Source organism: Flagellimonas algicola, assembly GCF_005937185.1.
GTDB classification, from domain to species: Bacteria; Bacteroidota; Bacteroidia; order Flavobacteriales; family Flavobacteriaceae; genus Flagellimonas; species Flagellimonas algicola.
Genome location: NZ_VCNI01000001.1, coordinates 1,754,801 through 1,779,751 on the forward strand (window position 1 = coordinate 1,754,801; position 24,951 = coordinate 1,779,751).

Genomic DNA, 24,951 nt, shown 5'->3' on the forward strand with positions numbered 1-24,951 from the left:
CCCATTTGGGGAATGTCTTTAAAGAAAATACTTATTGCTCCCTTTGTGCTTTTGGTACGACTTTACCAATTGCTAATCTCTCCGTTGACCCCGGCTACTTGCAGGTATACCCCCACTTGTTCGGGCTACACTTTGGAAGCATTAAAAAAGCACGGTCTTTTCAAAGGTGGGTGGCTCTCGGTAAAGCGCATTTTCAGTTGCCATCCTTGGGGAGGAAAAGGACACGACCCGGTTCCGTAAACAAGTTCAAGCTCAAACGCCAAGTTCAAGGTCAAATTTCAAGTTCAGGGAACAGTGGACAGTAGTAAACACCTTCACCTTTCACCCTTTACCCTTTACCCTTTACCCTTAAACCCAACAAGTAGTCACCCAATTCGAACGTTCTCAAATTGTAGCGTCCAAATTTCAAATTAAGCTGTCTGCTATTCACCAAAAAACACCATCCATGATTTATCTCAATTCTAACATCTAAAAACGCAGCAGTCTAACTTCTTTAAGTATATTAGTCCAAAATTTTACCTTATGTACTTTTTAGGCTTTAACTGGAATCCGGATGGCACTTTGTTTCAACTGGGTTTTGTTCAGATCAAGTACTACAACCTACTTTGGATAGCGGCCTTTGTAGCAGGATGGTTTCTAATGAAACGCATCTTCCAAAATGAAAACAAATCCATGGAGAAATTGGATTCCCTATTTATTTATGGAATTGTCTCCATAATGCTGGGTGCGCGTCTGGGACACGTAATTTTTTACCAGAGCGATTTGTTTACCAAAGACCCCTTGTCCATTTTATTGCCTATTAGCACAGTTCCCGAGTTTCGATTTACCGGTTTTGCAGGTTTGGCCAGCCATGGAGCCACTATTGCGGCCATTATAGGTATGTGGTTGTATACCCGCAAATGGAAGGACATTAAGATGTTATGGTTGCTGGATAGGATGGCAGTCGTATCCGCCATAGGGGCCTGTTTTGTTCGGATGGGGAATTTTTTCAATTCGGAAATCAACGGCAAGGAAACAGATGGCTCCTCTATTATGGCCACCCGATTTATTCGGGACAGTCAAGATATGCCAGAAAGTGAGGCTATGCGGGTCACTGGGGAAAAAACCGCCAATGCCGCCTATAAGGCCATTGAAAACGACCCCCAATTTGCCAGCATTCTAGAATCCATCCCCTTTAGACATCCTGCTCAATTGTATGAAGCCATTGGTTATGCATTCATTTTTGTGCTCTTATATCTTTTGTATTGGAAAACAGATAAAAAAGACAAGCCTGGATATCTCTTTGGGGTGTTTATGGTTTGCCTTTGGACGGTTCGATTTATTGTGGAGAAATTCAAAAGGGAACAAGGTGGAATTGAGGAAACCCTTGGGCTTTTATCTACCGGACAATGGTTGAGTATCCCTATGATTTTAATAGGATTGTATTTCATGTTTAGACCCAATTCAACTAAACAATAATCATTAGAATGAACAATTGGCGTAAGGTACTTTTTGTGTTGGTAGGTTCCATGCTGTTCTTCAGTGCATGTAAGACGGAACCCAAAAAAGAGATCAAAACCAATACCATTACATTTACCAAGGAAGGGGAATTGACCATTTCCAAATCCGAAACGGATTCCATAATCGCTAGTTTGGATATCGAAATTGCGGAAACGGATTATGAGACCCAGACCGGGTTGATGTATCGGGAATCCATGGAGCAAAAACAAGGAATGTTGTTTATTTTCCCAGATGTGACGCATCATTCCTTCTATATGAAGAATACCCAAATTCCTTTGGATATCATCTTTATCGATGAAAACCTGAAAATTGACAGTTTTCAAAAAAATGCCCAGCCCTTGGACGAAAGTGGACTTCCTTCGGAAGGACCCGTGAAATTTGTATTGGAAATCAATGCAGGCCTGTCGGACCAATGGGGTCTTGAAGTGGGCGACACCGTCGCTTATTCCCGAAACTAGATGGATAAACGGCTCCTTGAAAACCAAAGTAGTGAGCGGCTGTTTTTTAGAAAGATTCAGCTCTCAGATTTTGATGCTTGGTTACCATTTTACGACAATCCAAAATCCACAGAATTTTGGGACGGATTGCCAACTGATCCTGTCCAAGCGTGCCAACAGCAATTTGACCGTATTTTTGAACGATACGAACACGGGCTAGGAGGTATGAATGCACTCGTGCTAAAATCCACCCAGCAATTGGTAGGTATTTGTGGTCTTTTGGTTCAGACTGTTGATGGAATTGAAGAGTTGGAAATAGGATACTCAGTTTTACCGGAATTTTGGCTCCAAGGCTTCGCTTTTGAAGCCGCCGAGAAGTGCAAGCAATATGCTTTTCAAAACCAGTTGACCAATACTTTGATTTCCATTATCCATGTGGACAATGTCCCCTCACAGAAAGTAGCCTTAAAAAATGGGATGGTTCTGGACAAGACCACTACCTACAAAGATAATCCCGTACACATTTTTAGGGTAAATCAAGGATAATTTCTAACTTAAAATCCTTTATCTGAGGGATGGACCAACCTAAAAACTACGCCGTACTTACCAACAACACCTCAAAGACCAAGAATTTGGTCCACAGCCTATTAAGTGGACCATTACCCCAAAGGTTTGAAGCATTGGAAAATAAAGTGGGCTTGCTTTTTTCACGTTCGGAAATCCACCGCTTTATGAATGAGGAAGAACGGCATGATGTAAAAATCATTACTCAGGACACCCAACAATCCTTAAAGACAATGAGCAGCGGGGAGCAAAAGAAAGCTTTGCTCCGCCATTTGCTCTCCCAAAGTCCAGATTTTTTGGTCCTGGTGAACCCTTTTGACAATTTGGATGTTGCCACTCAAGCAAACCTTAAAGAGCAGCTCCTCACCATATCAAAGACTACGGTGTTGGTACAGGTGGTAAGCAGACTGGAGGATATCCTACCCATTACCTCCAACTATTTCAAACTGGAAAATGGCAGTTTAAAAAGTTATCCTGATTCAGACTCATTTTTTAAAGCCAACCAAACTACAACCTTAGGTTTCCAACTACCCATTCCCCCTCCCATCCAGGACATTGATGTAGAGTCCGATGCCTTGGTGGTATTCAAAAACGTATCCGTTAGTTTTGATGGACGGCAAGTATTGAACAACATAAGTTGGACCATAAAGCAAGGGGAATTTTGGCAACTTATTGGCCCCAACGGTAGTGGCAAAACTACATTGCTGTCCATGGTCACCGGAGACAGTCATAAAGGGTATGGCAAAGATTTAACCTTGTTTGGGCAAAAAAAGGGAAGTGGGGAAAGTGTTTGGGACCTTAAAAGCAAGATTGGTTATTTCACCCCAGCCATGACCGACAAGTTCAATGGATACCACAGCGTGGAAAATATGCTGGTTTCAGGATTTCATGATTCAGTGGGATTGTACATTAGACCGTCTGACCATGAAAAGCGAGTGGCCAAGGAATGGTTGAAACTTTTGGAGCTGGAACATAAAAAAGACATTCAGTTTTTGGAATTGACCCAAGGCCAAAAACGATTGGTGATGACGGCCCGCGCCATGGTAAAACATCCTCCGTTGCTCATTTTGGACGAACCAACTGCTGGGTTGGACGACGCCAATGCAGCCCTATTCATAGCCTTGGTGAACAAGATTTCCAATGAGAGCAACACCACCATAGTTTTTGTGTCCCATAGAAAGGAGGTTGGATTGGAACCCCAATTTGATTACATTTTAGAAATGGGTGAATCCGGTTCCAAAGGAACCGTCAAATAAGCCACGAATGAAAAAGGACGAAATCATTCAACAATTAAACCAGAACCATCTAGCTTTTGCAAAAAAATTGGAAAGTCTAGGAAATGAGGATTTTACCCGAATTCCTGGCCCTAAATGGACCGCAGGACAGCAGTTGGACCACATTCTGAAATCCGTAGTCCCCACCGCAAAAATTTTCAATACCCCTCCCAAGGTTCTGGAGGAGAAATTTGGATTGGCGCAAAACCCAAGTCGCAGCTATAATACATTAGTGGATGATTATTTGAAAATTCTGGAAAGCTTAAGGGACTTTGTGTTACCTGAACGATTTGTGCCCACAAGAATCACCATTGAAAATCGGAAGCAAACACTTTCAGAACTGCTAGCTGCAATAGCATCTTTAAATCGCGGACTTCAGCTATTTGACGAAGCGGTTTTGGATTCCCATAGGATTGTTCACCCGGCCATGGGAAAATTAACGCTTCGGGAAATGTTATACTTTACCATCTACCATGTGACCCATCATGACCGTCAAATACTGGAAAATCTAGAAAAATACCCAGAATGATTGAATTGAAGGAAGCCCATACAAAGGATGCTGCAGTTATTGCCTTGTTGGCCAGGGTAACCTTTACCGAAACTTTTGGGCATTACTTTAGGGACGCAGCCGATTTGGATCATTATCTAATCCAAACCTTTGGGGTTTCCAAATTGAGAAGCAGCCTGTCCAAACCCAACAATGTGTTTTGGCTGGCTTACGTGGATGAGCTCCCTGTTGGATATGCCAAGCTAAAACTGCATTCCCATTCCCCTTTTTTGAACTCAGATGCGGTTTGTCAACTTCAGAAAATCTATGTATTGAGGGATTTTTTATCCCAAAAAGTTGGGTTGGCACTCCAAGAGATCCTCCTGAAAAAAGCACAAGAAGAAGGTTTTCAAAAAATCTGGCTTTCGGTGCTAAAAGCAAACGAAAGAGCTATTCGATTTTATGCCAAAAATGGCTTTGACACCTTTGGTGACCATGATTTCAGCATTGGCCAGGAAGATTTTGAATTTCAAGTCATGGCCAAGGATTTATCTTAAATTTGATACTATGCGAGAAGAGGTCCTAAAAATTTATGACGAAGTGGTAGCCGCCAATCCCAATTTTGAGCGAAAAGGCAAAACCATGCCCTATACCTCCGCCAACGGATACATGTTTTCGCTACTGAACAAAGATGGGGAATTGGGTGTTAGACTTTCCAAAGTGGATATTCAGAGCTTTGATCAAACGTATGGAGCGCATCCGTTCAAGTCCCACGGAGCCACCATGCGGGAATATGTTTTGATCCCTGAATCGTTATTGAAAGACAAGACCCAACTCGGAGCTTACATTCAAAAAGGCTACGAGTATGTTTGTTCCCTACCCCCAAAATGAAAAAGCCATCTGAAAACAGACGGCTTTTTCGACCAAATATAAATTCTCAACTACTCTCTAGCTGAGCCAATTTTCTTTTTCAAGGCATCGAACATAATCGGTGTTGCGATGAACACAGAGGAATAGGTACCTACCAATACCCCCACAATCATAGCGAACATGAATCCTCTCAAACTCTCTCCACCAAAAACAAAGATAGCCAAAAGCACGATCAAAGTGGTAAGGGAGGTATTCAAGGTACGGCTCAATGTACTGTTCAGGGCTTGGTTGATATTCTGCCCATTGTTCCATCCTTTGAGATTCACAATTTCCCTGATACGGTCGAATACTACCACCGTATCGTTCAGGGAGTACCCAATTACGGTTAGGATGGCAGCAATAAAAGCTTGATCAATCTCCATGTTGAACGGCATAATCTTACCGGTCAATGAGAATATCCCCAATACAATCATCACATCATGGAATACGGCGATTACCGCACCCAAAGAGAATTGCCATTTTCTAAATCGTAAAAGAATGTAGAGGAACACTACTGCCAAAGAACCGATAATGGCCAAGAACGCATTGTTCTTGATATCATCCGCTATGGTTGGCCCTACTTTTTTTGACTGGACAATTCCAAGTGCTTGGTCCGATGCAGCACTCAGGGTAAACTCATCATACGAAGTGCCATCCGGCAAGTACTTTTGAAGTGAGGTATATAGTTTATCCTGAATCTCATTATCCACTTCAATCCCCTCAACATCTACTTTATAAGGAGTGGTAATCATTATCTGATTAGCCTCTCCAAAAGTTTTTACATTGGTACCACTTCCAAATACATCGTTCAATTCAGATGCAATTTCAGATGGATTTACTGCTTTTTCAAAACGAACTTGATATGATCGTCCCCCTACAAAGTCCACACCTTGCTGCAAGCCGGTGGTAAACAAAGAGAACGCTCCTATACCAACCAATATCACAGAAACTATATAGGCAATTTTACGTTTGCCCAAGAAGTTGATCTTCATATTGGTGAACAAGCCCTTGGTCATTGGGGTAGAAAACTCCAAGCTTCTTCCCTTTTTGGCGATATAGGTATCTACCATCAATCTGGTGATAAAGATAGCGGTGAACAAAGAAGTTACAATACCGATCAAAAGAGTTGTTGCAAATCCTTTAATAGGACCTGAACCGAAAATAAAAAGGATAATCGCGGTTAAACCTGTTGTAATGTTGGCATCCAAGATGGAAGACAATGCATTGCTAAAACCATCTGCAACTGCTTGACCCTTGCCTTTGCCACGCGCCAATTCTTCCTTAATCCGTTCAAATATCAATACGTTCGCATCAACGGACATACCAATGGTCAATACAATACCTGCAATTCCTGGAAGTGTAAGTACCGCACCAAGGCTGGTCAACACACCAAAAATTAGGACTATGTTTAAAATCAATGCGATGTCAGCAAAGATTCCTGCTTTACCATAATAGAAAATCATCCATAGCAGCACAAAGGCCATGGCAATCAAGAAAGACATGAACCCGCTATCGATAGCCTCTTGACCCAAAGATGGCCCAACTACTTCGGATTGGATGATTTCTGCTTGTGCTGGAAGTTTCCCAGCTCTCAATACGTTGGCAATATCCTTGGTCTCGTTGACCGTGAATGTTCCCGTGATTTCCGAACGTCCACCAGAAATGGGTCCGTTGGTAACTCCCGGTGCCGTGTATACTTTACCGTCCAATACAATGGCAATCCCTGTTTGGTTGTTATAGGCATCCCCTGTTAACTTTTCCCAATCCTTGGCTCCTTTGGTATTCATGGTCATGCTTACCGCAGGTTTGTTGTATTGGTCAAAAGTATCCTGTGCATCCGATACTACGTCTCCACTAATTCTAGGAACATTGTCCCGGTTGGATTTAAGTGCGTATAACTCGGCAATCTCAGAATCCTTAGCCGGACGTTCCCATAAGAATTTGGTAAACTGGACATCAGCAGGTAACAACCTTCTAATTTCTCTCATTCTAAGATATCCACCAATCTCAGCAGTATCAGAAACCAATGCTCTTGCAATGGCATGACTGCCTGGATTACCTGGTATCAGTTTGCCCAATAATGGGTTTACCTGAGGAGTCAAGTCCAAGGAATCTTGGGCCACATCGGATAGTAATGAATCAATTTCCGATTCTGGAGTGGCCTCTACTTCCTCCTCCTCAACCGGTTCTAAAATCTCTTTTAAGCGTTCGTTGGCGTTCACAAAAAACGCGCCCAAACTTTGATTGCTTTGCTGATAGGTTTCCCAGAATTCCAATTGCGCCGTACTGGAAAGTAGTTCCTGCGCTCTGGCAATGTCCCTAGCTCCTGGTAATTCAACCAAAATACGTCCAGAATTTCCTTCCCTTTGGATGTTGGGCTGCGTTACCCCAAAACCATCGATACGCTCACGCAATACCTCAAATGCAGAAACAATGGCTTCGTCAATTTTGGTTCGGATAATGGGCTTCACTTGATCATCCGTCATCTGGAAGTTGACCACGTCGCTTAACCCCTTATTGGCGAAAATATCAGGAGACGCCAATTTGGTATCCCCCTTGATAGCATCAAAAGCATCAAAAAACAGTTCCAAATAGGTATCTGGGCTATTCTTGGATGCGGTATCCGCATCATCCAAAGCTTTATTGAAAACAGGGTTTTTGGAATTATTTGCCAAACCTTGCAAGATATCCCTAACGGAAATCTGGAGGGTTACGTTAATCCCTCCCTTAAGGTCCAATCCTTTATTAAGTTCCTTCTTTTTGGCATCATCATAACTGGTAAAGCCCAAAATAGGGTTGGTTCCAATGGAATCCAGATATGATGCCTCTAAAGCTTCACGCTTTGCCACATAACCTTCTTCATCTTCCGAAATCTGGCTAATAGCGTAGGTTTCAGCATCCCCTTCCAACTTACTTGTAATGAAAGTATAGGAAAGCTGATAAACGCTCACCAAACCAAAAAGGAGTGCGAAAAGCTTTATAAGTCCTTTATTTTGCATTGATTATTAAATTTTTATGATGTTTTGCTAAACAGCGTGCAAATATATCATTTCCCATAAGATTTGCCAATAGAAATTATGGGAATTGCAATAAGCAACTGGCGGGAATACTGTTAAATCAAAAATGTCATTTCGACACTGACCAAAATCCATCTGCAACAGACAGATTTCTCACTCACGCTCGAAATGACATTTTTATGGTGTAGAAATGCAGTTTACAACTGAAGTAATCCGTTGGTTTTTTTCACTCCTTCGGCACTTTCCTGCATCTTGGCTTTTTCTGCATCGCTCAAATCAATTTCCACAATTTTCTCTATACCATTTTTGCCCAAAATAACAGGCACTCCAATGCTCAAATCATTTAATCCGTATTCCCCTTCCAACAATGCGGAGCAAGGGAACATTTTCTTTTGATCACACGCGATGGCCTGTACCAATCCGGAAACAGCAGCTCCGGGAGCATACCAAGCACTGGTACCCAATAATTTGGTCAATGTGGCTCCACCAACTTTGGTTTCTTCAACCACCCATTGCATTTTATCGGCCGCAAGAAATTCGGAAACTTTAACGCTATTTCTTGTAGCATGCCCAATAAGTGGCACCATCCCTTTATCACTATGTCCGCCGATAACCATTCCGTCCACATCAGAGATGGGCGCTTCCAACGCTTCCGCTAAGCGATATTTGAAACGGGCGCTATCCAAAGCCCCACCCATTCCAATAATTTTGTTTTTGGGTAGATCAGTTGTTTTATGCACCAAATAGGTCATGGTATCCATAGGGTTACTCACCACAATAATGATGGTATTGGGTGAATGCTCCAGCAAACTGGAAGCCACAGATTTTACAATGCCAGCATTGATTCCAATCAATTCTTCGCGGGTCATTCCAGGTTTACGTGGAATTCCGGAGGTTATTACCGCAATATCGCTACCTGCAGTTTTGGAATAATCACCTGTGGTCCCGGTAATTTTGGTATCAAAACCATTTAAAGAGGCTGTTTGCATCAAATCCATGGCTTTCCCTTCGGCATAGCCCTCTTTGATATCCAACAAAACCACTTCTGCGGCAAAATTTTTCATTGCAATATATTCGGCACAACTAGCCCCAACTGCACCTGCTCCAACTACGGTAACTTTCATTTTTTTGTGATTTTAATTTAAACGTTCAAAAATAAGGCATTTACGGCAGATAAAACCTGACATTTTACCAATTTAAGTTGGATTGGAATCCTCCAACAAAATGTAGGTAAAGTATGTACAATGTTAACAAATTGTGTAGTTCACCGAAGAAATGACAAAGACCCATACCATACATCGATTTTCCAACAATACTTGGGTCAAAAACACCGTTGTATTAGTCCCAAATTACATTTAACCTACTTAAACTATGAAAAAGCTCTTTTCATTGTTGGCCATTGCATCCATTATTGCTATCAGCAACTGTACCAGTATTCCTGAAAACAATGATCCCATTCTAGGGATTTGGGTAAGAAACGATGCCTATGGAGACGAAAACAAAAATGGAAGTACTTCTCGAGAGGAGTGGATTTTTAACGATGTGTACCTAGGTCGTTACCAAAGCTACTCCAACTCAAGCCTAACGTATTATACCGATTTTAAATGGTCCGAGGAAAATGGTGTTTACACCATAACCTATTCAGATGAGCATGTCACGGATGTTATTGTTAGTCTGGAAGAGACCAGTGACCCAGAAATATTAGCCTTGGAGAATGGTTCTGTCTTCGCCACCAGGGAATAATGGAAGGCACACCATATGAAAATAGGAAGCCCCAACAAATGTTGGGGCTTTCTTTATGTTTTGAGCTAGATTAGTTTATTTTTCTATCTAAATCCGAAATTGATACCAAAAGTAAAGGTGCTGAATTCCGCAATGTTATAATCGGCATTGAGCCTAAAGAACCCTAGTTTTAATTTGGTTCCTATGTTTCCAGACACGCCACTTACTTTATTACTAATATTAAAAGGATCATTATAAACAATAGGCTGGGCAACGGTTTCAATTTCATACCTACCCAATATGTTGGTGTCCGCTTTTCCAGTGATGTAGTTCAATCCACCATAAAAGTTGATTACGGGCAAGCGGGTTGATACCACGGCACTAAAATTCCAGGAACTGAATTTCGCATCAATTCGCTGGTTTTCACCGTTGATTACGTCCGTATTGGTAAAATCGTACTCCCCACTGAGGTTTGTATATCCGATAACGGCAGAAATAGCCACAGGCAACAATTTGTCTGCAGGAAGGTGTTTGGTAAAATCGTGTTGAACGCCAAAACCGTATAATCCTATTTTAACATCATCGGTATTGATTTTGGGCAAGAACCTAGCTTTTACCTCGGTTCCCTTAATCAATCCAACACTGGCCTGAATATATCCGGAAGGCACAAAATTCAAATCTTCTGAGGACAAACCCGAAGGCAGTTCAAAAGTTGCACTCACAGGCTGCCCCTGCACCAATGCATTAATAGCCACATCCACACCTTCAATATCGCCTAAGGCAGTAGCCACTTCCTTGGAAGTACTACCATCAACGAACGTTAGATTTTCGTAATCTGCAGTATTTAAGGTAAAGGATTTTTTATCGTCTTTGTTTTTGAAGCCAGTAATATTACCTATGATGGAAATTTCAAATCCGCCTAGAGGTTTGGCGTCAGCAGAGTTGTACCACCCATTGGAGATACTGTAAACACCCGCTTCGGTAACCGGAGCCATCCAAGCTGTGGTAAACCGCTCCGCATCATTAAGTCCAGCAGCCAAAATATCATTGAGATTGGATTGCGCCATTCCGAAGGTAGCACTGGACAAAGTAAGTAAAAGAACTATCTTTTTCATCTTGTGAGGTTTTTCCCAAAACTATGAAACTGGGCTTGGGATGCCGACTTTTTGTTGTGAAATGCTCTTATCTATATATTTAGAGGTATTACCGTGATGGCAATCCGATAAAACCACGTCGAAATTGCGCTTGTTTTGATGGCTCTTGAACACCTAAAAAATCAGTTGGTTGCCTTATTTATGTTGTCTGTCGCCCCTGCTCTATGGGTAATCTATTCTTTTTGTAGGCCTTGGGTCAAATCTTTACTTTTTCATTAAAAATCACTTCATGTTAAAATTCTGGAATTCTAGATTGCTATTGTTTGTTGTCTGTTTTGTTTGTGGTTCACTGTCGCAAGCACAAAAAAGACAAGGCAACATTGTTGAATATTTTGGCAAGGAAAAAGTAAACGAAGTCAAAGAGGGCATGGTAACCCATGTGTTCAAGGAGGCAGTCTATCTTCCTACGAAGCGGAACGCACTCAATTCCATTTCGTTTCCAACGGACAAGGTCTTCAAGAATTTTTTGATGACCCATAAAACGGTTTCTGAAGGTGAGATTGGGCTGGTGGACCATTCAGGGACTACTCAGCGATGGACCAAAATTAAAGTGGATAGCAGCAGCACCTTCAATAGTCGCGTGCTTCGGGGGTCTTACGTTTACCTCAGCTACAAGTCCAATAAGGAGGACATTGTCCTTTTTGAGGCTTCCGGACATACCCAAGCCATTATCAATGGGTTCCCGCATGAGGGGGATTATTATGATTTTGGTTATAGCTTAATCCCTGTCCAATTGAAAAAAGGTATTAATGTGTTTGTGTTAAAGTCCGGGCGATTTCCCCGGGTTCGTGCGAGATTGATCAAACCAAAGTCACCGGTACTTTTGACGCAACGGGACATGACTTTACCCGATCTTTTGATTGGCGAGAACATTAATTATAAGGGAGCCATTAGAGTCATCAATGCTTCCCCTACATGGTTCAAGAATTATACGATTAAAGCACAACATTCAGGGCAGGTTTCTGTGTCAGAAATTCCCGCCATACCACCAATGAGTGTACGAAAGGTAGCGTTTGAAATACCAACTGTAGGAGCTGACGCAACGCCCCAAAAGTCCACCATGCAACTTCAACTTGTTGGTGCAAAGGACTGGCCATTGGACAAACAGCAGATAGCAATAAACATCAAATCAAAAAACGACAAACACAAACGCACATTTGTTAGCAAAATTGACAATAGTATACAATATTTTAGTGTAGCACCTTCGTCTACCCATGATTTGGAAGATGGAGCTTTGTTCCTTTCGGTCCACGGTGCATCCGTAGAGGCAGTAAATCAAGCCAATGCCTATAAACAAAAGGATTGGGGCCATGTGGTAGCTCCGACCAATAGAAGACCTTTCGGTTTTGCCTGGGAAGATTGGGGGCGTTTGGATGCCCTGGAGGTTTTAAAAGAGGGCAAGAGAATCTACCAGCCAAACCCGCAAAAAATATATTTGACAGGGCACTCCATGGGAGGTCATGGTACCTGGTACCTGGGAGCCACATATCCGGACAAATTTGCGGCCATTGCACCTTGCGCAGGCTACCCTGATCTATTGGGTTATCGGGACAGTTTTGTGAAAAGGGCTTTAAGTGCCAGCGAGGAAGAGCTGAAACGCTGGGGCATTACTCCCAAAATGTTGGAGGAAATGCAAAAGAAACCGCTGCTCACGGATATGGACCACATGATTTTACGTGCAGGAAACCCAAGCAGGACCTTAAAGTTGAAACGAAACTACCTACAGCAGGGTATTTATGTATTGCATGGGGAAAAGGACAATGTAGTCCCCACTTTTATTGCCCGGGAAATGCGGGAAGTATTGGGTAAATTCCATTCCGATTTTACCTATTATGAATATCCTGGAGGAACCCACTGGTATGGTGATCACAGCATGGATTGGCCACCTATTTTTGATTTGTTCAAACAGCGAAGTATTCCAGTAGATTCCACCATCCAAAAAATGGAGTTTTATACAGCTTCACCAGGAGTTTCAGCTACTTCCCATTTTGCAACCATAATCCAACAGCAAAACCCATTGGAAATAAGTTCCATTGATTTCAACAAAGAAGACGGGGTCAAAATCGATACGGAGAATATCTCCGTCCTAGAGCTGGATTTGGATGCCATGCGAACGAATTCCAAGGACCTTCAAATTGATACCGACACCTTGGAAATTTCGTCAACCGGTAAAATCTATCTGCATAACACCAATGGATCATGGAGTACAGGAAATAAGCCATCATCCAAGGAAAAGGGACCCCATAGAAATGGTGGGTTCAAGGATGCCTTTAGAAATGAAATGGTCTTTGTTTATGCGACAAAAGGAACAACTCAGGAAAATGAATGGTATTTCAATAAGGCGCGCCTGGATGCGGAAACATTTTACTATAGAGCCAATGGATCTGTGGAATTGGTAGCGGATGTGGATTTTAGCCCTAAAGCGTATCCGAATAGAAACATTATCATCTATGGAAACAGTGACAACAATTCTGCATGGAACAAACTTTTAAAGCACTTTCCGGTTCAAGTCAAAAACAATCATGTTTCGCTTGATGGTAAGGAAGTAAAGGGAAATCAATGGGGACTCTATTTTATTGCACCAAGACAAGATAGTAATACGGCAAGTGTTGGGGTGATCAGTGCAACCGGAACAAATGGTATGAAGGCTATTTACAGCAACCACTATCTATTGAACGGAACCTCTTACCCCGATTTACTCTTATTTAGCGATGGAATCATGGATTATGGTACCGATGCCGTAAAATGCGCTGGATTTTTTGGTAACGACTGGTCTTTTGAGCGAGGTGAGTTTACGTGGAACTAACCAACAACAAATATCCAACCATAAAAAAATCCCAGGGCAACCTGGGATTTTTTGTTTTATCGATTGCACACTATTTTATGCGTCTATGTTCGCATAAACCGCATTTTTCTCAATGAATTCTCGTCTTGGAGGAACCTCATCTCCCATCAACATGGAAAAGATTCGGTCTGTTTCCGTAGCATTTTCTATTGTTACTTGACGCAATGTTCTAAAATCGGGGTTCATAGTGGTATCCCACAATTGTTCCGCATTCATTTCCCCAAGACCTTTATAGCGTTGGATTCCCGCTCCTCCTTTCATGGATTCCACGATTTCATCCCGTTCCTTGTCGTCCCAGGCATATCGCTTCTTGGAACCTTTTTTGACCAAATACAGTGGTGGGGTGGCAATATAGACATGTCCATTCTCTATCAATTCCCGCATATATCGGAAGAAGAAAGTAAGAATCAAAGTCTCAATATGGCTACCGTCCACATCGGCATCACACATGATAACCACTTTGTGGTATCGAAGTTTTTCAAGGTTAAGCGCTTTGCTGTCCTCTTCGGTACCGATGGTAACCCCAAGGGCGGTATAAATGTTTTTAATTTCCTCGTTTTCAAAAACCTTGTGCTGCATGGCTTTCTCCACGTTCAAAATTTTACCCCGTAGTGGCAAAATGGCCTGGAAATTTCTATCCCTACCTTGTTTGGCGGTTCCTCCTGCAGAATCTCCCTCAACTAAGAATACTTCACACTTGGTAGGATCTTGCTCGGAGCAATCTGAAAGTTTTCCAGGAAGCCCTCCAACACTCATAGGGTTTTTACGTTGGACCATTTCACGTGCCTTAGCAGCTGCGTGGCGTGCCTGGGCCGCTAATTTTACCTTTTCCACGATTTGCTTGGCATCATCTGGATGTTCCTCTAGATAGTCCGTGAGCATTTCTGAAACTGCCTGGCTCACAGCACTAGTAACCTCCCTATTGCCCAATTTGGTCTTGGTTTGCCCTTCAAATTGTGGTTCGGCAACTTTTACCGAAACAATGGCAGTCAAACCTTCCCTGAAATCGTCCCCGGAAATTTCAAACTTTACTTTGTCCAGCAATCCGGAGTTGTCCGCATATTTTTTTAAGGTAGTGGTCAAACCCCTTCTAAATCCAGATAAATGGGTACCCCCTTCATGGGTATTGATATTGTTTACATAGGAATGCAGGTTTTCTGAAAAACCACTATTGTAGATCATGGCCACTTCCACAGGAATTCCATTCTTCTCCCCCTCCATGGAAATCACACTTTGAATCAAAGGCTCCCGGGTTTCGTCCAAAAACTTGATGAATTCCTTCAATCCTTCCTCAGAATAGAAGGTCTCTGAAATAAATTCACCTTTTTCGTCCTTGTTTCTCTTATCTGTAAGGGTAATGGTCACCCCTTTGTTCAAATAGGCCAACTCGCGCATTCTATTGGCCAAGGTGTCATAGCTGTATTCCGTGGTCTGGGTAAAAATGGTATCATCCGGAACAAAAGTTACTATGGTTCCCGTTTCCTTCGTGGTCCCAGTACTCTTAACAGGGTACAAGGTTTTACCTCTTTCGTATTCTTGCTCCCATACTTTACCTTCACGATGTACCACCGCCTTAAGATGGCTTGACAGGGCATTTACACAGGAAACACCAACACCGTGCAAGCCTCCGGAAACCTTATAGGAATCCTTATCGAATTTACCTCCGGCTCCAATCTTAGTCATTACCACTTCCAGAGCGGAAACACCTTCTTTTTTATGCAAGCCTACGGGAATACCCCTACCATTATCTTTTGTAGTAATCGAATTGTCTTCATTGATGATGACATCTATGGTGTCGCAATGACCACCCATAGCTTCATCAATGGAATTATCCACTACTTCATATACCAAATGATGTAACCCTCTTGTCCCAACATCTCCAATATACATGGAGGGTCGCATGCGTACATGCTCCATGCCTTCAAGGGCCTGGATACTATCCGCGGAATATTGATTTTTTTTAGCTTCTTCGCTCATACATCTGCTTTATTTGCCTTGAAAATTTCAAATCTTACAAATATAACGAATACCCTATGTAAATAGGTGTTTCCGGTCAATTTGACCCCTCAAGTTATCAACAAATAATTGTGGAAAAAGCGGAGCGGATTTTCTAGGGATTTTTCAATCAAAAAGCCCCTTAAAAAAGGGGCTTTTCTGACTAATTGAAAATGAAACAAAACAGCATCTTCCTACTACATAAAATATAATGGGTCGGCTATTTTACGTATGCATCTTCATGAACATTGGCTACAGCCCTTCCAGAAGGGTCGTTCATGTTCTTGAAGGCCTCGTCCCACTCCAAGGCAATCTTGGTGCTACAAGCAACAGATGGTTCCTGTGGAACACTCGATGCAGCTGCATCAGAAGGGAAATGCCCTTCAAAAATGGAACGATAATAATATTCCTCTTTGGTGGTTGGCGTTTGGATGGGGAACTTGAAGTGGGCATTTGCCAATTGCTGGTCCGTTACCTCTTCTTCCACCAACGCTTTCAAAGTGTCTATCCAACTATATCCAACTCCGTCAGAGAATTGTTCTTTTTGTCTCCAGGCTACACTTTCCGGCAAATAGGATTCAAATGCCTTTCTGATCACCCATTTTTCCATACGTTCCCCGTTGATCATTTTATCCTTGGGGTTAATTCGCATGGCGACATCCATAAATTCTTTATCCAAGAAAGGTACACGGCCTTCAATTCCCCATGCAGCCAAGGATTTATTGGCTCTAAGACAGTCGTACATGTGAAGCTTATCCAATTTTCTTACGGTTTCTTCATGAAAATCCTTGGCACTTGGCGCCTTGTGGAAATATAAGTAGCCGCCAAAAAGCTCGTCCGCACCTTCTCCAGACAACACCATTTTTATCCCCATAGATTTGATTACCCTTGCCATAAGATACATTGGAGTTGAAGCTCTAATTGTTGTGATATCATAGGTTTCAAGGTTGTAAATCACATCCTTGATGGCATCCAATCCTTCTTGGATAGTAAATTTGATTTCGTGATGGATGGTCCCGATATGATCTGCCACCTTTTGTGCAGCGGCCAAATCAGGCGAGCCTTCCAGACCTACAGAGAAAGAGTGCAATTGGGGCCACCAAGCTTCTTTGGTGTCGCCAGACTCTACCCGCATTTGGGAATACTTTTTAGCAACAGCGGATGTAACTGAAGAGTCCAATCCACCAGAAAGTAGCACACCATAAGGTACATCGGACATCAGTTGACGGTGAACCGCAGCTTCCAATGCATCTTTTAACTCGGCAATGCTGGTCTCATTTTCTTTTACCGCTTCATATTCCATCCAATCTCTATTATACCATCTCTTGAATTCGCCGTCCGAACTATGCAAATAGTGACCTGGAGGGAACAATTCGATTTTTGAGCACGTACCCTCTAAGGCTTTAAGCTCAGAGGCCACATAAAAAGTTCCTTGTTTATCCCATCCTATGTATAGTGGAATGATTCCCATATGATCTCTGGCAATGAAATACTCATCCTTTTCACTATCGTAGATAGCAAAACCAAAAATCCCATTTAGCTCATCTACGAAATCTACCCCCTTTTCTTTGTAAAGAGCAAGAATTACTTCGCAGTCCGATTGCGTCCTGAACTGATATTTTCCTTCAAATTGAGCTCTAAGCTCCTTGTGGTTGTATATTTCGCCATTGGCTGCCAACACTAATTTCCCATCTTCACTGAACAAGGGTTGTTTCCCCGATACCGGATCCACAATTGCCAATCGTTCATGGGCCAAAATGGCTTTATCATTTGAATAAATTCCACTCCAATCTGGGCCTCTATGTCTCACCTTCTTGGACATTTCCAACAATTGGGGCCTAAGGCTCTCTGTACTTTCCTTCACGTCAAACGCGCATACTATTCCGCACATATCTCTAATAAATTAGTAACAATTTCTGATACAAATATTATAGAATAACGTCAATTATAAAACATTATTGAACTTTTTGCTTACATATTTGTAATTCGATTAGGTTTTATTGAAAATAATGTTAGGTTATCGGGTATTATTTAATGATTCCCTATCACTTTGTAAGTCTTGTTAAATTTTAACGTCTTTTTATAAAATCATCATTCATTAACACCCTAGTTTTGGGAACAACTAAAATCATCATCATGAAAAAATTTCTCTCACTTACCATTTTAATGTTAACACTTACTTTTTCTACTGAGCTAGCCGCCCAAAAGTTTAGCGGCCTGGATATAAGCCCTGCGGATATTGCCACATATCCTTCCAGTTACAGGGTATCGGACAAAGCCATAAAGGTGGTCTATAGCCGACCCAAACTGAAAAAAGATGGTGTTAATAGGGATCTTGCTGATTTGGCTCCGGTAGGCAAGGTATGGAGAACCGGTGCCAACGAAGCCAGCGAAATTACTTTTTACAAGGATGCTACTGTTGGCGGAAAAGCAGTGAAGGCTGGAAGCTATTCCCTATTTACTATTCCTGGGGAAGACGAGTGGACCATCATATTGAACAGCAACCTTAACCAATGGGGCGCTTATTCTTACGATAGTGCCGCCGACGTGATACGGGTTTCCGCCAGAACAAGCACGGCCAACGAGTCCTTGGACATTTTTTCCATTGCTTTTGCAGACGATGGAGATCTAGTCATGGGTTGGGGAAACACTAGGGTTTCACTGGACATAAGCCTCTAAACCATTATAAGGATATAATATCACACAAGGCCCCGATAAATCGGGGCTTTTATTTTACGCGTTTTCCTCCCAAAAACACCTGTTCCGCTTTCAAGTTTGGAATCTTATTTACCGTAATGGTCATGATATCATTACTTAGGATGACAAAATCAGCAAATTTTCCCGGTTCCAAACTTCCTTTTTCGTTTTCTTCAAAATTGGAATATGCCGCCCAGATGGTCATTCCCCTAAGTGTTTCTTCACGGGATAGGGCATCCTTCATTTGAAACCCTCCTTCGGGATACTGGTCTAAATCTTGACGGGCTACCGCTGCATAGAAAGTCAGGAAAGGACTCACCCTCTCCACAGGAAAGTCAGTACCTAAGGCCACAATTCCCGCTTTATCCAATAATTTTTTGAAGGCATAAGCACCTTCTACCCGCCTCGGCCCCAATCGGTCCTCTGCCCAGTACATATCACTTGTGGCATGTGTAGGCTGTATGGAAGGTATTATGTCTTCCGTAAAATATTCAAAGTCTTCCTCCGAAATAACCTGGGCGTGTTCCACTTTCCATCTTCTATCCTTGGTACCCTCAAGCGACTTTTTATAGGCTCTTAGGACAACAATGTTGGCAGAATCACCAATGGCATGCGTATTCATTTGATATTCCGAAGCCGCTATCCGCCCTGCCAAGGCCTCAATTTGATCTACAGGAGTGACCATGGCGCCGAAATGTCCATCTTGGTCCGAATATGATTTTTTAAGTGCTGCTCCCCTGGAACCCAGGGCACCGTCACCATATACTTTAACCGATCGCACATTGAGTTTATCGGTCTTCAAAATCCCTGCCTGTAAATAGTGATCCAAATTTTCTCGAGTGTTGCTGATCATGGCATACACCCTCATAGATAGGTCCCCCGTTTGGTGCAGGCTATCTATAAGTTCAATGGTAGATTTATGGAGTCCCGCATCGTTCACCGTAGTTAACCCGTAATTGAAGCACAGGCTTTCAGCATCCTTCAGCGCCTGAATTTGTTCAGCCCTTTGAGGCTTTGGAATTATATTATCGATTAAAACCATGGGATTGTCCACCAATACCCCGCTTGGTTTACCTCCCTCCAGAATTACCTCTCCCCCATCCATTTGGGTATGCCCGTCAATTCCTGCCAAATCCAGTGCTTTCTGATTCACCAAATAGGCATGGCCATCCACACGTTGTAAAACCACAGGGATATCTGGAAACAGTCGATCCAGTTGTTTCTTGGTTGGGAATTCCTTGACCTCCCAGTCATTTTGATCCCATCCCCTACCTTGAATAAAATTGGAAGGACGTTCTTTTTGAAAGGCGATAACCTTCTCGATGACTTCATCAAAACTTTTCGTCCCAACCAGATCCACTATCTGTTGATCCAATCCCAGGTTATAAAAATGGCAATGCGCATCAATTAAACCCGGAACAATGGTCTTTGCCTGGGCGTCAAGATTCTCCTTGGCGTTATACTTTTGTTGTAATTCTTCAGAACTACCCACAGCCACGATAAGTCCGTCCTTGACCACCAAGACACTACCTTTGGAAAATTCAGCATCAACCGTATAGATGTTGGCGTTGTAAACTAATAAATCAACTTCTTCCTTTGGAGCACATGCAGCTAGGAAAAGCATCAATAGAAGACCTATTTGATATGTTTTCATGAATTTGAAGGTTTCCTTCAAAAATAGAAAAATGTAGCAGTAAAGTTGAAATCTACTTATTTATCCTTGGAGCAAAAAAAATCACCTCCAAAGAGGTGATTTCAAGTAAACAGTTGCAGTTGGTTACTATGTACTTTTAATCCTTTACCTCGGTCATTACAAATTCAACTCGTCTATTGGCCAAATGATCATCCTTGAGTTTTCCATTGCCCAGTGGCCTTGTACTACCAACGCCTTCCCAGACAATACGGCTGTCATCAATACCTAATTTCTTGAGATAAAGTGCAACCGCCCTAGCCCTTAGGGAAGAAATGAACTTGTCGTATCCAGGTTTTCCAGCGTTGTCAGAATGTCCAGTAATTTTCATCTGCACTTCTGCATTTTCCTTAAGGAACTTGAATATTTTCTTGACATTGGCCATGGCCTCAGCGTCCAACTCATACCCTTTGGGCTCAAAAGGATTGCGCTCCAACACGTAGATTTTATCTTTTTCATAATTGACCCTTGGCAATTCTTCCAGGGCAAAATTGTCTACATAGTAATACGAGAAGTCACTTGATAAAACCGGAGTGGTTTTATCCAAAAGCACTGTATTCGTATTGCTGGTAAAATTTCCTACGATGATATGATTTTCAAAACCCTTGGCTTCAAATTCTGCAGTAAGGGTTACCCAATCCTCCGTATTTGCCAGGGATTTATTGGGCTTTAGCTTTACTTCTTGGAATACAACGTCTTCCTGAAAATCCAGACGGGAAGTGGTAAGCGCCGAGCTATTGGGCAATTTAATCTTTTTGTTGACCAGCATCACCGAAATATTTTTTAACGCCAAACTTGAAGCTTCGGCAAGACTTACTTGCAACGACAGTTTATAGGGATGTTTTTCCCGAAGGGTTTTACGGGTATTCAGCTGAACATACTCCCGATAATCATTGAGGGCATAGAAATACAGTCCTACGTAGCCAGAACCATCCGTTGCCTTCTGACTGCCTTTAAAATTGGCCGGTACGCCAAAATCGTTGGAGCCACATTCATGGAAATAGTCCCCAGAACTTGATGAAGGAATTGAAATATCTTCAAGCAAAGAGTCAAACGCCGTAATATTAACGGGACAGGAATTGTGCTTTTCAAAGCTGGGGTTCAGTATCAGGTTTTGCCCAATAAGTGCAGGTCCCAATAAGAAGCCAAATAATGGTATAAAAAAAATACGAGTAACCTTATAAATCATAGTAATTATGTTTTTAGGTTCTCGTACCGCCTATATAAACGTTGGATTTAGGCCGGTATTGTCTAACTTTTCAATTTTGTTGCCTCAGTTTAGCACGGCATATGATACTAACTTTCAATAAAATACGTTACTATAGTCCAAATCTTACTATGATGCGCATAGTGACCTTTATGCTAATGATGTCCCTTGTGCCTTGTTTTGGTTTTGGTCAAAATCAGATAACGGGCAAAATTGTAGACGAGCTTGGCTTTCCCATATACCGGGCTTCCGTTGAAATAAGTGGTACCGATAGTGTCGCTTACACGGACTACGATGGTTCCTTTGTTCTTGCTAGCGAAAAGGCTTTTCATTGGAAAATCAATATCAAATCCAAGGGGTACCAACCTGAATCATTCTTTGTTTTGGATGGGGGAAGTACGGAGAGTATTGTATTGGAGTATGATGCTGAAATGAAGGAACTCCTCAGTGGCACTTCCAGTACGCAGCACTAAACCCATAATAAAAAGAATAATAGGCGGATTACTCGTCCTCCACAAACTCCGTCATCACAAACTCCACACGACGGTTTTTACGTCTGGCTTTATCAGTAAGAGCGCTATCCAAAGGCAGTTTATTGCCATAACCTTTAGAAGAAATTCGATGTGGTTTTAGTCCCAATCTCATCAAATATCTGGCAACAGTAGCAGCTCTTTGTTTGGAGAGTACATCATTATAATCATCGGAACCTTGATCGTCCGTATGGCCGCTGATGGAAACCTTGAGTTGAGGGTGCTTTTTCAAATAATCATAAACATCCTTTAAGCTCTGCTTGGCCTTTGGCTCCAACTCAAATCGGTCGAAATCAAAATTGACATGATTGAGCACATAGCTTTGATCGGGTTGATAATCCGGCCCCAAGTATATCAAGGAAATATCGTCCAGATAGTAATACGAGTAACCCTCTGCTCCAGCAGTTCTTTTACCAAAATCCAAGTAATGCGTTCCGCCATTGCTTTTAAAATTGCCCAATACCAAATGCCTTTCAAATCCTTTGGCAACAATATCCAAACTCACCTGCATCCATTCCTTTTTATCATCGTAAAAGCCTGTTGCCGAAAATTGCTTGGCATGGGTGGTTCGGGTCTGGCTCGAGGCCAAAACTGCGTTGGAAAGTTGTCTTTTGGTATGTATGGACAGCGGTTTCTGGGCAAAAACGGCACCTAAATCCATTACTGCTCCATCTGATTTTTCAGAAAGACTCAAAGAAAGGCTTAGTCGGTACCTATGCCCTTTTTTCAAGGTTTCCGTTAGTTCCACTTGAATATACTCCCGGTAGTCCTTAGGCGCAAAGAGGTACAAACCAGCATAGGCATTTCCTTCGTATGCTTCTTGCTTTCCTTTAAAATTCATGGGAATTCCCAACTTGGTCTTGCTACACTTGTTAAAATAATCCGTGGTACCCAAGGTTGGGGCGCTCCAATACTCGGTATCTCCGTTGAGATTGCTCATCTTAACAGGACAATTCACAAAATCCTCAAATCCACCATTGTGGACGAGGTTTTGGGCCATAACACCTGAAAAAAACAGGGCTAGAGTGAGGTTGGTCAATATGTTGCTGAATCGTAATCGCATGATTTCCAATCCATATGGGGTCACCTATCTGAACGTACTGAACGAATAGACGTGCATGTAATAACGATTTTCTTAACACTATATTGTGTTTTTCCTACAAATCAGAAGTCAAACTTATAGGATACCCCGGCCAAGGCCTGAAAGCCCTGCACCCTAAAATTGGCCCAGTGTTGGTAGTTATTGTTGGCAATATTAGAGGCTTTTACAAAAATGGATAGTTGCTCGTTAAATCGATAACCGGCATGGGCATTGGCATCAAAAAAGCTGTCCAAGGTCACTATAGCAGCAGGAAATTCTGATGGAGTTGCATTCTGAATGGCCTGTGCCATCAAATCCTCCCGTTCTCCAACAAAGAACAAATTGGCACCCAAGTACCATTGCTTGTTGATTTGATAATCCATGAATACAGAACCTTTGATACTGGGTAGGTTCCATGCCGGATTATCCGTTTCGGTGTCATAATCAAAGAACTCCGCATTGATGCCTAAGGTGAAGTTTCTGTTTACATCAATGTTCAGTTCCCCAAAAATGCCCAGAGTCTTTACATCATCATAAAACACTTGAAAGGAATTCCCATAGTAGTAGCCCTTATCATCGGTACGGAATAAATTCTGTGGGTTTAAAAAGAACAAAGGTTTTCTGTTTTCCGCGGTATATGAACCTTTGATATTGTACCCCACATTGGACATCAACTGCCCTTTTATACCGACATGGCCCTCGTATTGTTTGTCAGTGGGCTGGATGTCCAAAGTTGGGGATACATAAGGATTGTCTTGAACAAAGTCGTAATAGGAATTTTGTTCCAGTTGCCCTTCAATTCCTCCGTATGCTATTACAGTTTCATCCACCAATCGGTAGGAAGCGGTAATTGCCGGGTAAATATAGAAGTTGGAATCGCTGTTTTCCGTATCCAGACCATAAACAAAATTGGCTCCCAAATTCAGGGTCAAATCATCACGCAATACCAGTAAGCTGGGATTGACCCCGACCTGAAACTGACTATAGTTGATTTCCCCATCGTTAAGGGTATTGTTCAAGGAGGCATTTTTAAAATTCCCATTCACAAAATCCAATTTGGCATTGATGGTCACCAATTCTTCGGTAATGGGCAATTCTATAGAAGGCTCCAAAACCACTCTGTTCTCCCCTGACTTTGTGGTATCCCAGAACCTGCGCAATAAGACCTTACCGCTTTTAAAATAGGAATCCTCCAAATTCAAATGTGCTTTGGCTTGGGCATTGAAATAGTTCTGCGTCTCGTCAATTCCAGCCACCGTGACTTCGTCAAATGCCCCATTTTCCAAACCATACCAATTATATAATTGATGTTGAAGACCTACGCTGGCTCCCCAATCCATATCCCTGTCCTTTTTGGCATAGGAAGCATCAAACTTGGTACTGTAGAAATCCGCATCCAAAGGAGTAGTTTCAATAGCTCCTCTAGAGGAATGATGATTTAGTCCAAAATCCAAAAGGTCCTCCCCACGATTAAATTCGCGACTGGTATACAATTCCACCAGAGCATTATTGTAATTCCCAAGACCTACAGAGGCATAGGAATTATATAAGGTGGGTGGAGGAGTGCGTTTCACCTTGGAGGCCTTTCCTTTTGCCGGGGTGAATGTAGAAGCAACCGGCACGGAGAAGATACTATAGTCAATATTCTTTTTTTGGAGTACAATGGAATCGTTCAGATTGGGTGCCGACTTAATTTTAAAGGCATCCGAAACGGTGGGGGAATACGGTTTTACAACCGTAACCGTTTCTGTACCTATGTCATCGGTTTCCTGAGCAAAAACTGCTCCCCAAAGGCTCAAAAATAGTATAGAAAATATATAGTTTTTCCTTTGCATCATGTCT

The 24,951-nt window shown here is 42.2% G+C and carries 21 protein-coding genes; 12 read left to right on the forward strand and 9 right to left on the reverse strand.

Going from position 1 to position 24,951, the window contains the following annotated elements; translation table 11 throughout:
- Window positions 1-12: 12 nt before the first annotated feature.
- The 8 genes from yidD (at window position 13) to FGG15_RS07680 (ending at window position 5,153) form a co-directional block, all read left to right on the forward strand.
- Entirely contained in the window at window positions 13-240 is a 228-nt protein-coding gene (yidD, locus tag FGG15_RS07645; RefSeq protein WP_138834865.1) for a membrane protein insertion efficiency factor YidD, read from the forward strand.
- 282 nt (window positions 241-522) lie between these two features.
- Window positions 523-1,458, forward strand: a complete 936-nt coding sequence (gene lgt / locus FGG15_RS07650; protein ID WP_138834867.1) for a prolipoprotein diacylglyceryl transferase — start codon at window positions 523-525, stop codon at window positions 1,456-1,458.
- Between the two features lie 8 nt (window positions 1,459-1,466).
- Window positions 1,467-1,958 (forward strand): DUF192 domain-containing protein, encoded by a 492-nt coding sequence (locus FGG15_RS07655; RefSeq protein ID WP_138834869.1) that lies wholly within the window; start codon window positions 1,467-1,469, stop codon window positions 1,956-1,958.
- Window positions 1,959-2,483, forward strand: coding sequence for a GNAT family N-acetyltransferase (locus tag FGG15_RS07660; RefSeq protein WP_138834871.1), 525 nt, complete (start codon window positions 1,959-1,961; stop codon window positions 2,481-2,483).
- A gap of 29 nt (window positions 2,484-2,512) precedes the next feature.
- Window positions 2,513-3,757, forward strand: coding sequence for an ATP-binding cassette domain-containing protein (locus FGG15_RS07665; protein ID WP_138834873.1), 1,245 nt, complete (start codon window positions 2,513-2,515; stop codon window positions 3,755-3,757).
- Window positions 3,758-3,764: 7 nt separating this feature from the next.
- A complete protein-coding gene (locus FGG15_RS07670; protein WP_138834875.1) occupies window positions 3,765-4,304 on the forward strand; it encodes a DinB family protein in 540 nt (179 codons plus the stop codon).
- Window positions 4,301-4,819 (forward strand): GNAT family N-acetyltransferase, encoded by a 519-nt coding sequence (locus tag FGG15_RS07675; protein ID WP_138834877.1) that lies wholly within the window; start codon window positions 4,301-4,303, stop codon window positions 4,817-4,819. Before FGG15_RS07670 ends, FGG15_RS07675 begins: the two co-directional genes overlap by 4 nt.
- Before the next feature lie 10 nt (window positions 4,820-4,829).
- Window positions 4,830-5,153, forward strand: coding sequence for a TfoX/Sxy family protein (locus FGG15_RS07680; protein ID WP_138834879.1), 324 nt, complete (start codon window positions 4,830-4,832; stop codon window positions 5,151-5,153).
- Window positions 5,154-5,203: 50 nt separating this feature from the next.
- Here FGG15_RS07680 and secDF read toward each other — a convergent pair whose 3' ends face one another.
- Both secDF and mdh read right to left on the reverse strand, forming a co-directional pair.
- A complete protein-coding gene (gene secDF, locus FGG15_RS07685; protein ID WP_138834881.1) occupies window positions 5,204-8,170 on the reverse strand; it encodes a protein translocase subunit SecDF in 2,967 nt (988 codons plus the stop codon).
- A gap of 215 nt (window positions 8,171-8,385) precedes the next feature.
- Window positions 8,386-9,312 carry a malate dehydrogenase gene (gene mdh / locus FGG15_RS07690; protein ID WP_138834883.1) on the reverse strand — a complete coding sequence of 309 codons (927 nt, stop codon included), beginning with the start codon at window positions 9,310-9,312 and terminating at the stop codon, window positions 8,386-8,388.
- Between the two features lie 247 nt (window positions 9,313-9,559).
- Between mdh and FGG15_RS07695 the strand changes: the two genes are divergently transcribed.
- The gene (locus FGG15_RS07695) at window positions 9,560-9,931 is read left to right on the forward strand and encodes a hypothetical protein (protein WP_138834885.1); all 372 of its coding nucleotides are present in this window, start codon (window positions 9,560-9,562) and stop codon (window positions 9,929-9,931) included.
- An 83-nt stretch (window positions 9,932-10,014) separates the two neighbouring features.
- Here FGG15_RS07695 and FGG15_RS07700 read toward each other — a convergent pair whose 3' ends face one another.
- The gene (locus FGG15_RS07700; RefSeq protein WP_138834887.1) at window positions 10,015-11,025 is read right to left on the reverse strand and encodes a DUF6588 family protein; all 1,011 of its coding nucleotides are present in this window, start codon (window positions 11,023-11,025) and stop codon (window positions 10,015-10,017) included.
- 268 nt (window positions 11,026-11,293) lie between these two features.
- Between FGG15_RS07700 and FGG15_RS07705 the strand changes: the two genes are divergently transcribed.
- Window positions 11,294-13,870: a carboxylesterase family protein gene (locus FGG15_RS07705; RefSeq protein WP_138834889.1), complete on the forward strand. Its 2,577-nt coding sequence runs from the start codon at window positions 11,294-11,296 to the stop codon at window positions 13,868-13,870.
- Window positions 13,871-13,945: 75 nt separating this feature from the next.
- Here the strand turns inward: FGG15_RS07705 and gyrB are convergent, their stop codons facing one another.
- Both gyrB and asnB read right to left on the reverse strand, forming a co-directional pair.
- Window positions 13,946-15,886, reverse strand: a complete 1,941-nt coding sequence (gene gyrB / locus FGG15_RS07710; protein ID WP_138834891.1) for a DNA topoisomerase (ATP-hydrolyzing) subunit B — start codon at window positions 15,884-15,886, stop codon at window positions 13,946-13,948.
- A gap of 238 nt (window positions 15,887-16,124) precedes the next feature.
- Window positions 16,125-17,795 (reverse strand): asparagine synthase B, encoded by a 1,671-nt coding sequence (gene asnB, locus FGG15_RS07715; protein ID WP_138834893.1) that lies wholly within the window; start codon window positions 17,793-17,795, stop codon window positions 16,125-16,127.
- A gap of 245 nt (window positions 17,796-18,040) precedes the next feature.
- Here asnB and FGG15_RS07720 point away from each other — a divergent pair, with 245 nt between their 5' ends.
- Window positions 18,041-18,583 carry a DUF2911 domain-containing protein gene (locus FGG15_RS07720; RefSeq protein WP_138834895.1) on the forward strand — a complete coding sequence of 181 codons (543 nt, stop codon included), beginning with the start codon at window positions 18,041-18,043 and terminating at the stop codon, window positions 18,581-18,583.
- Window positions 18,584-18,632: 49 nt separating this feature from the next.
- Here FGG15_RS07720 and FGG15_RS07725 read toward each other — a convergent pair whose 3' ends face one another.
- Both FGG15_RS07725 and FGG15_RS07730 read right to left on the reverse strand, forming a co-directional pair.
- On the reverse strand, window positions 18,633-20,255 hold the full coding sequence (locus FGG15_RS07725; RefSeq protein WP_138834897.1) for an amidohydrolase: 1,623 nt from the start codon (window positions 20,253-20,255) through the stop codon (window positions 18,633-18,635).
- A 136-nt stretch (window positions 20,256-20,391) separates the two neighbouring features.
- Window positions 20,392-21,480, reverse strand: coding sequence for an OmpA family protein (locus tag FGG15_RS07730; protein ID WP_138834900.1), 1,089 nt, complete (start codon window positions 21,478-21,480; stop codon window positions 20,392-20,394).
- A gap of 149 nt (window positions 21,481-21,629) precedes the next feature.
- Here FGG15_RS07730 and FGG15_RS07735 point away from each other — a divergent pair, with 149 nt between their 5' ends.
- On the forward strand, window positions 21,630-21,971 hold the full coding sequence (locus tag FGG15_RS07735; protein WP_161991935.1) for a carboxypeptidase-like regulatory domain-containing protein: 342 nt from the start codon (window positions 21,630-21,632) through the stop codon (window positions 21,969-21,971).
- A 28-nt stretch (window positions 21,972-21,999) separates the two neighbouring features.
- Here FGG15_RS07735 and FGG15_RS07740 read toward each other — a convergent pair whose 3' ends face one another.
- Window positions 22,000-23,091 (reverse strand): OmpA family protein, encoded by a 1,092-nt coding sequence (locus FGG15_RS07740; RefSeq protein ID WP_138834904.1) that lies wholly within the window; start codon window positions 23,089-23,091, stop codon window positions 22,000-22,002.
- Between the two features lie 101 nt (window positions 23,092-23,192).
- Window positions 23,193-24,944: a TonB-dependent receptor gene (locus tag FGG15_RS07745; RefSeq protein WP_138835438.1), complete on the reverse strand. Its 1,752-nt coding sequence runs from the start codon at window positions 24,942-24,944 to the stop codon at window positions 23,193-23,195.
- Window positions 24,945-24,951 lie beyond the last annotated feature (7 nt).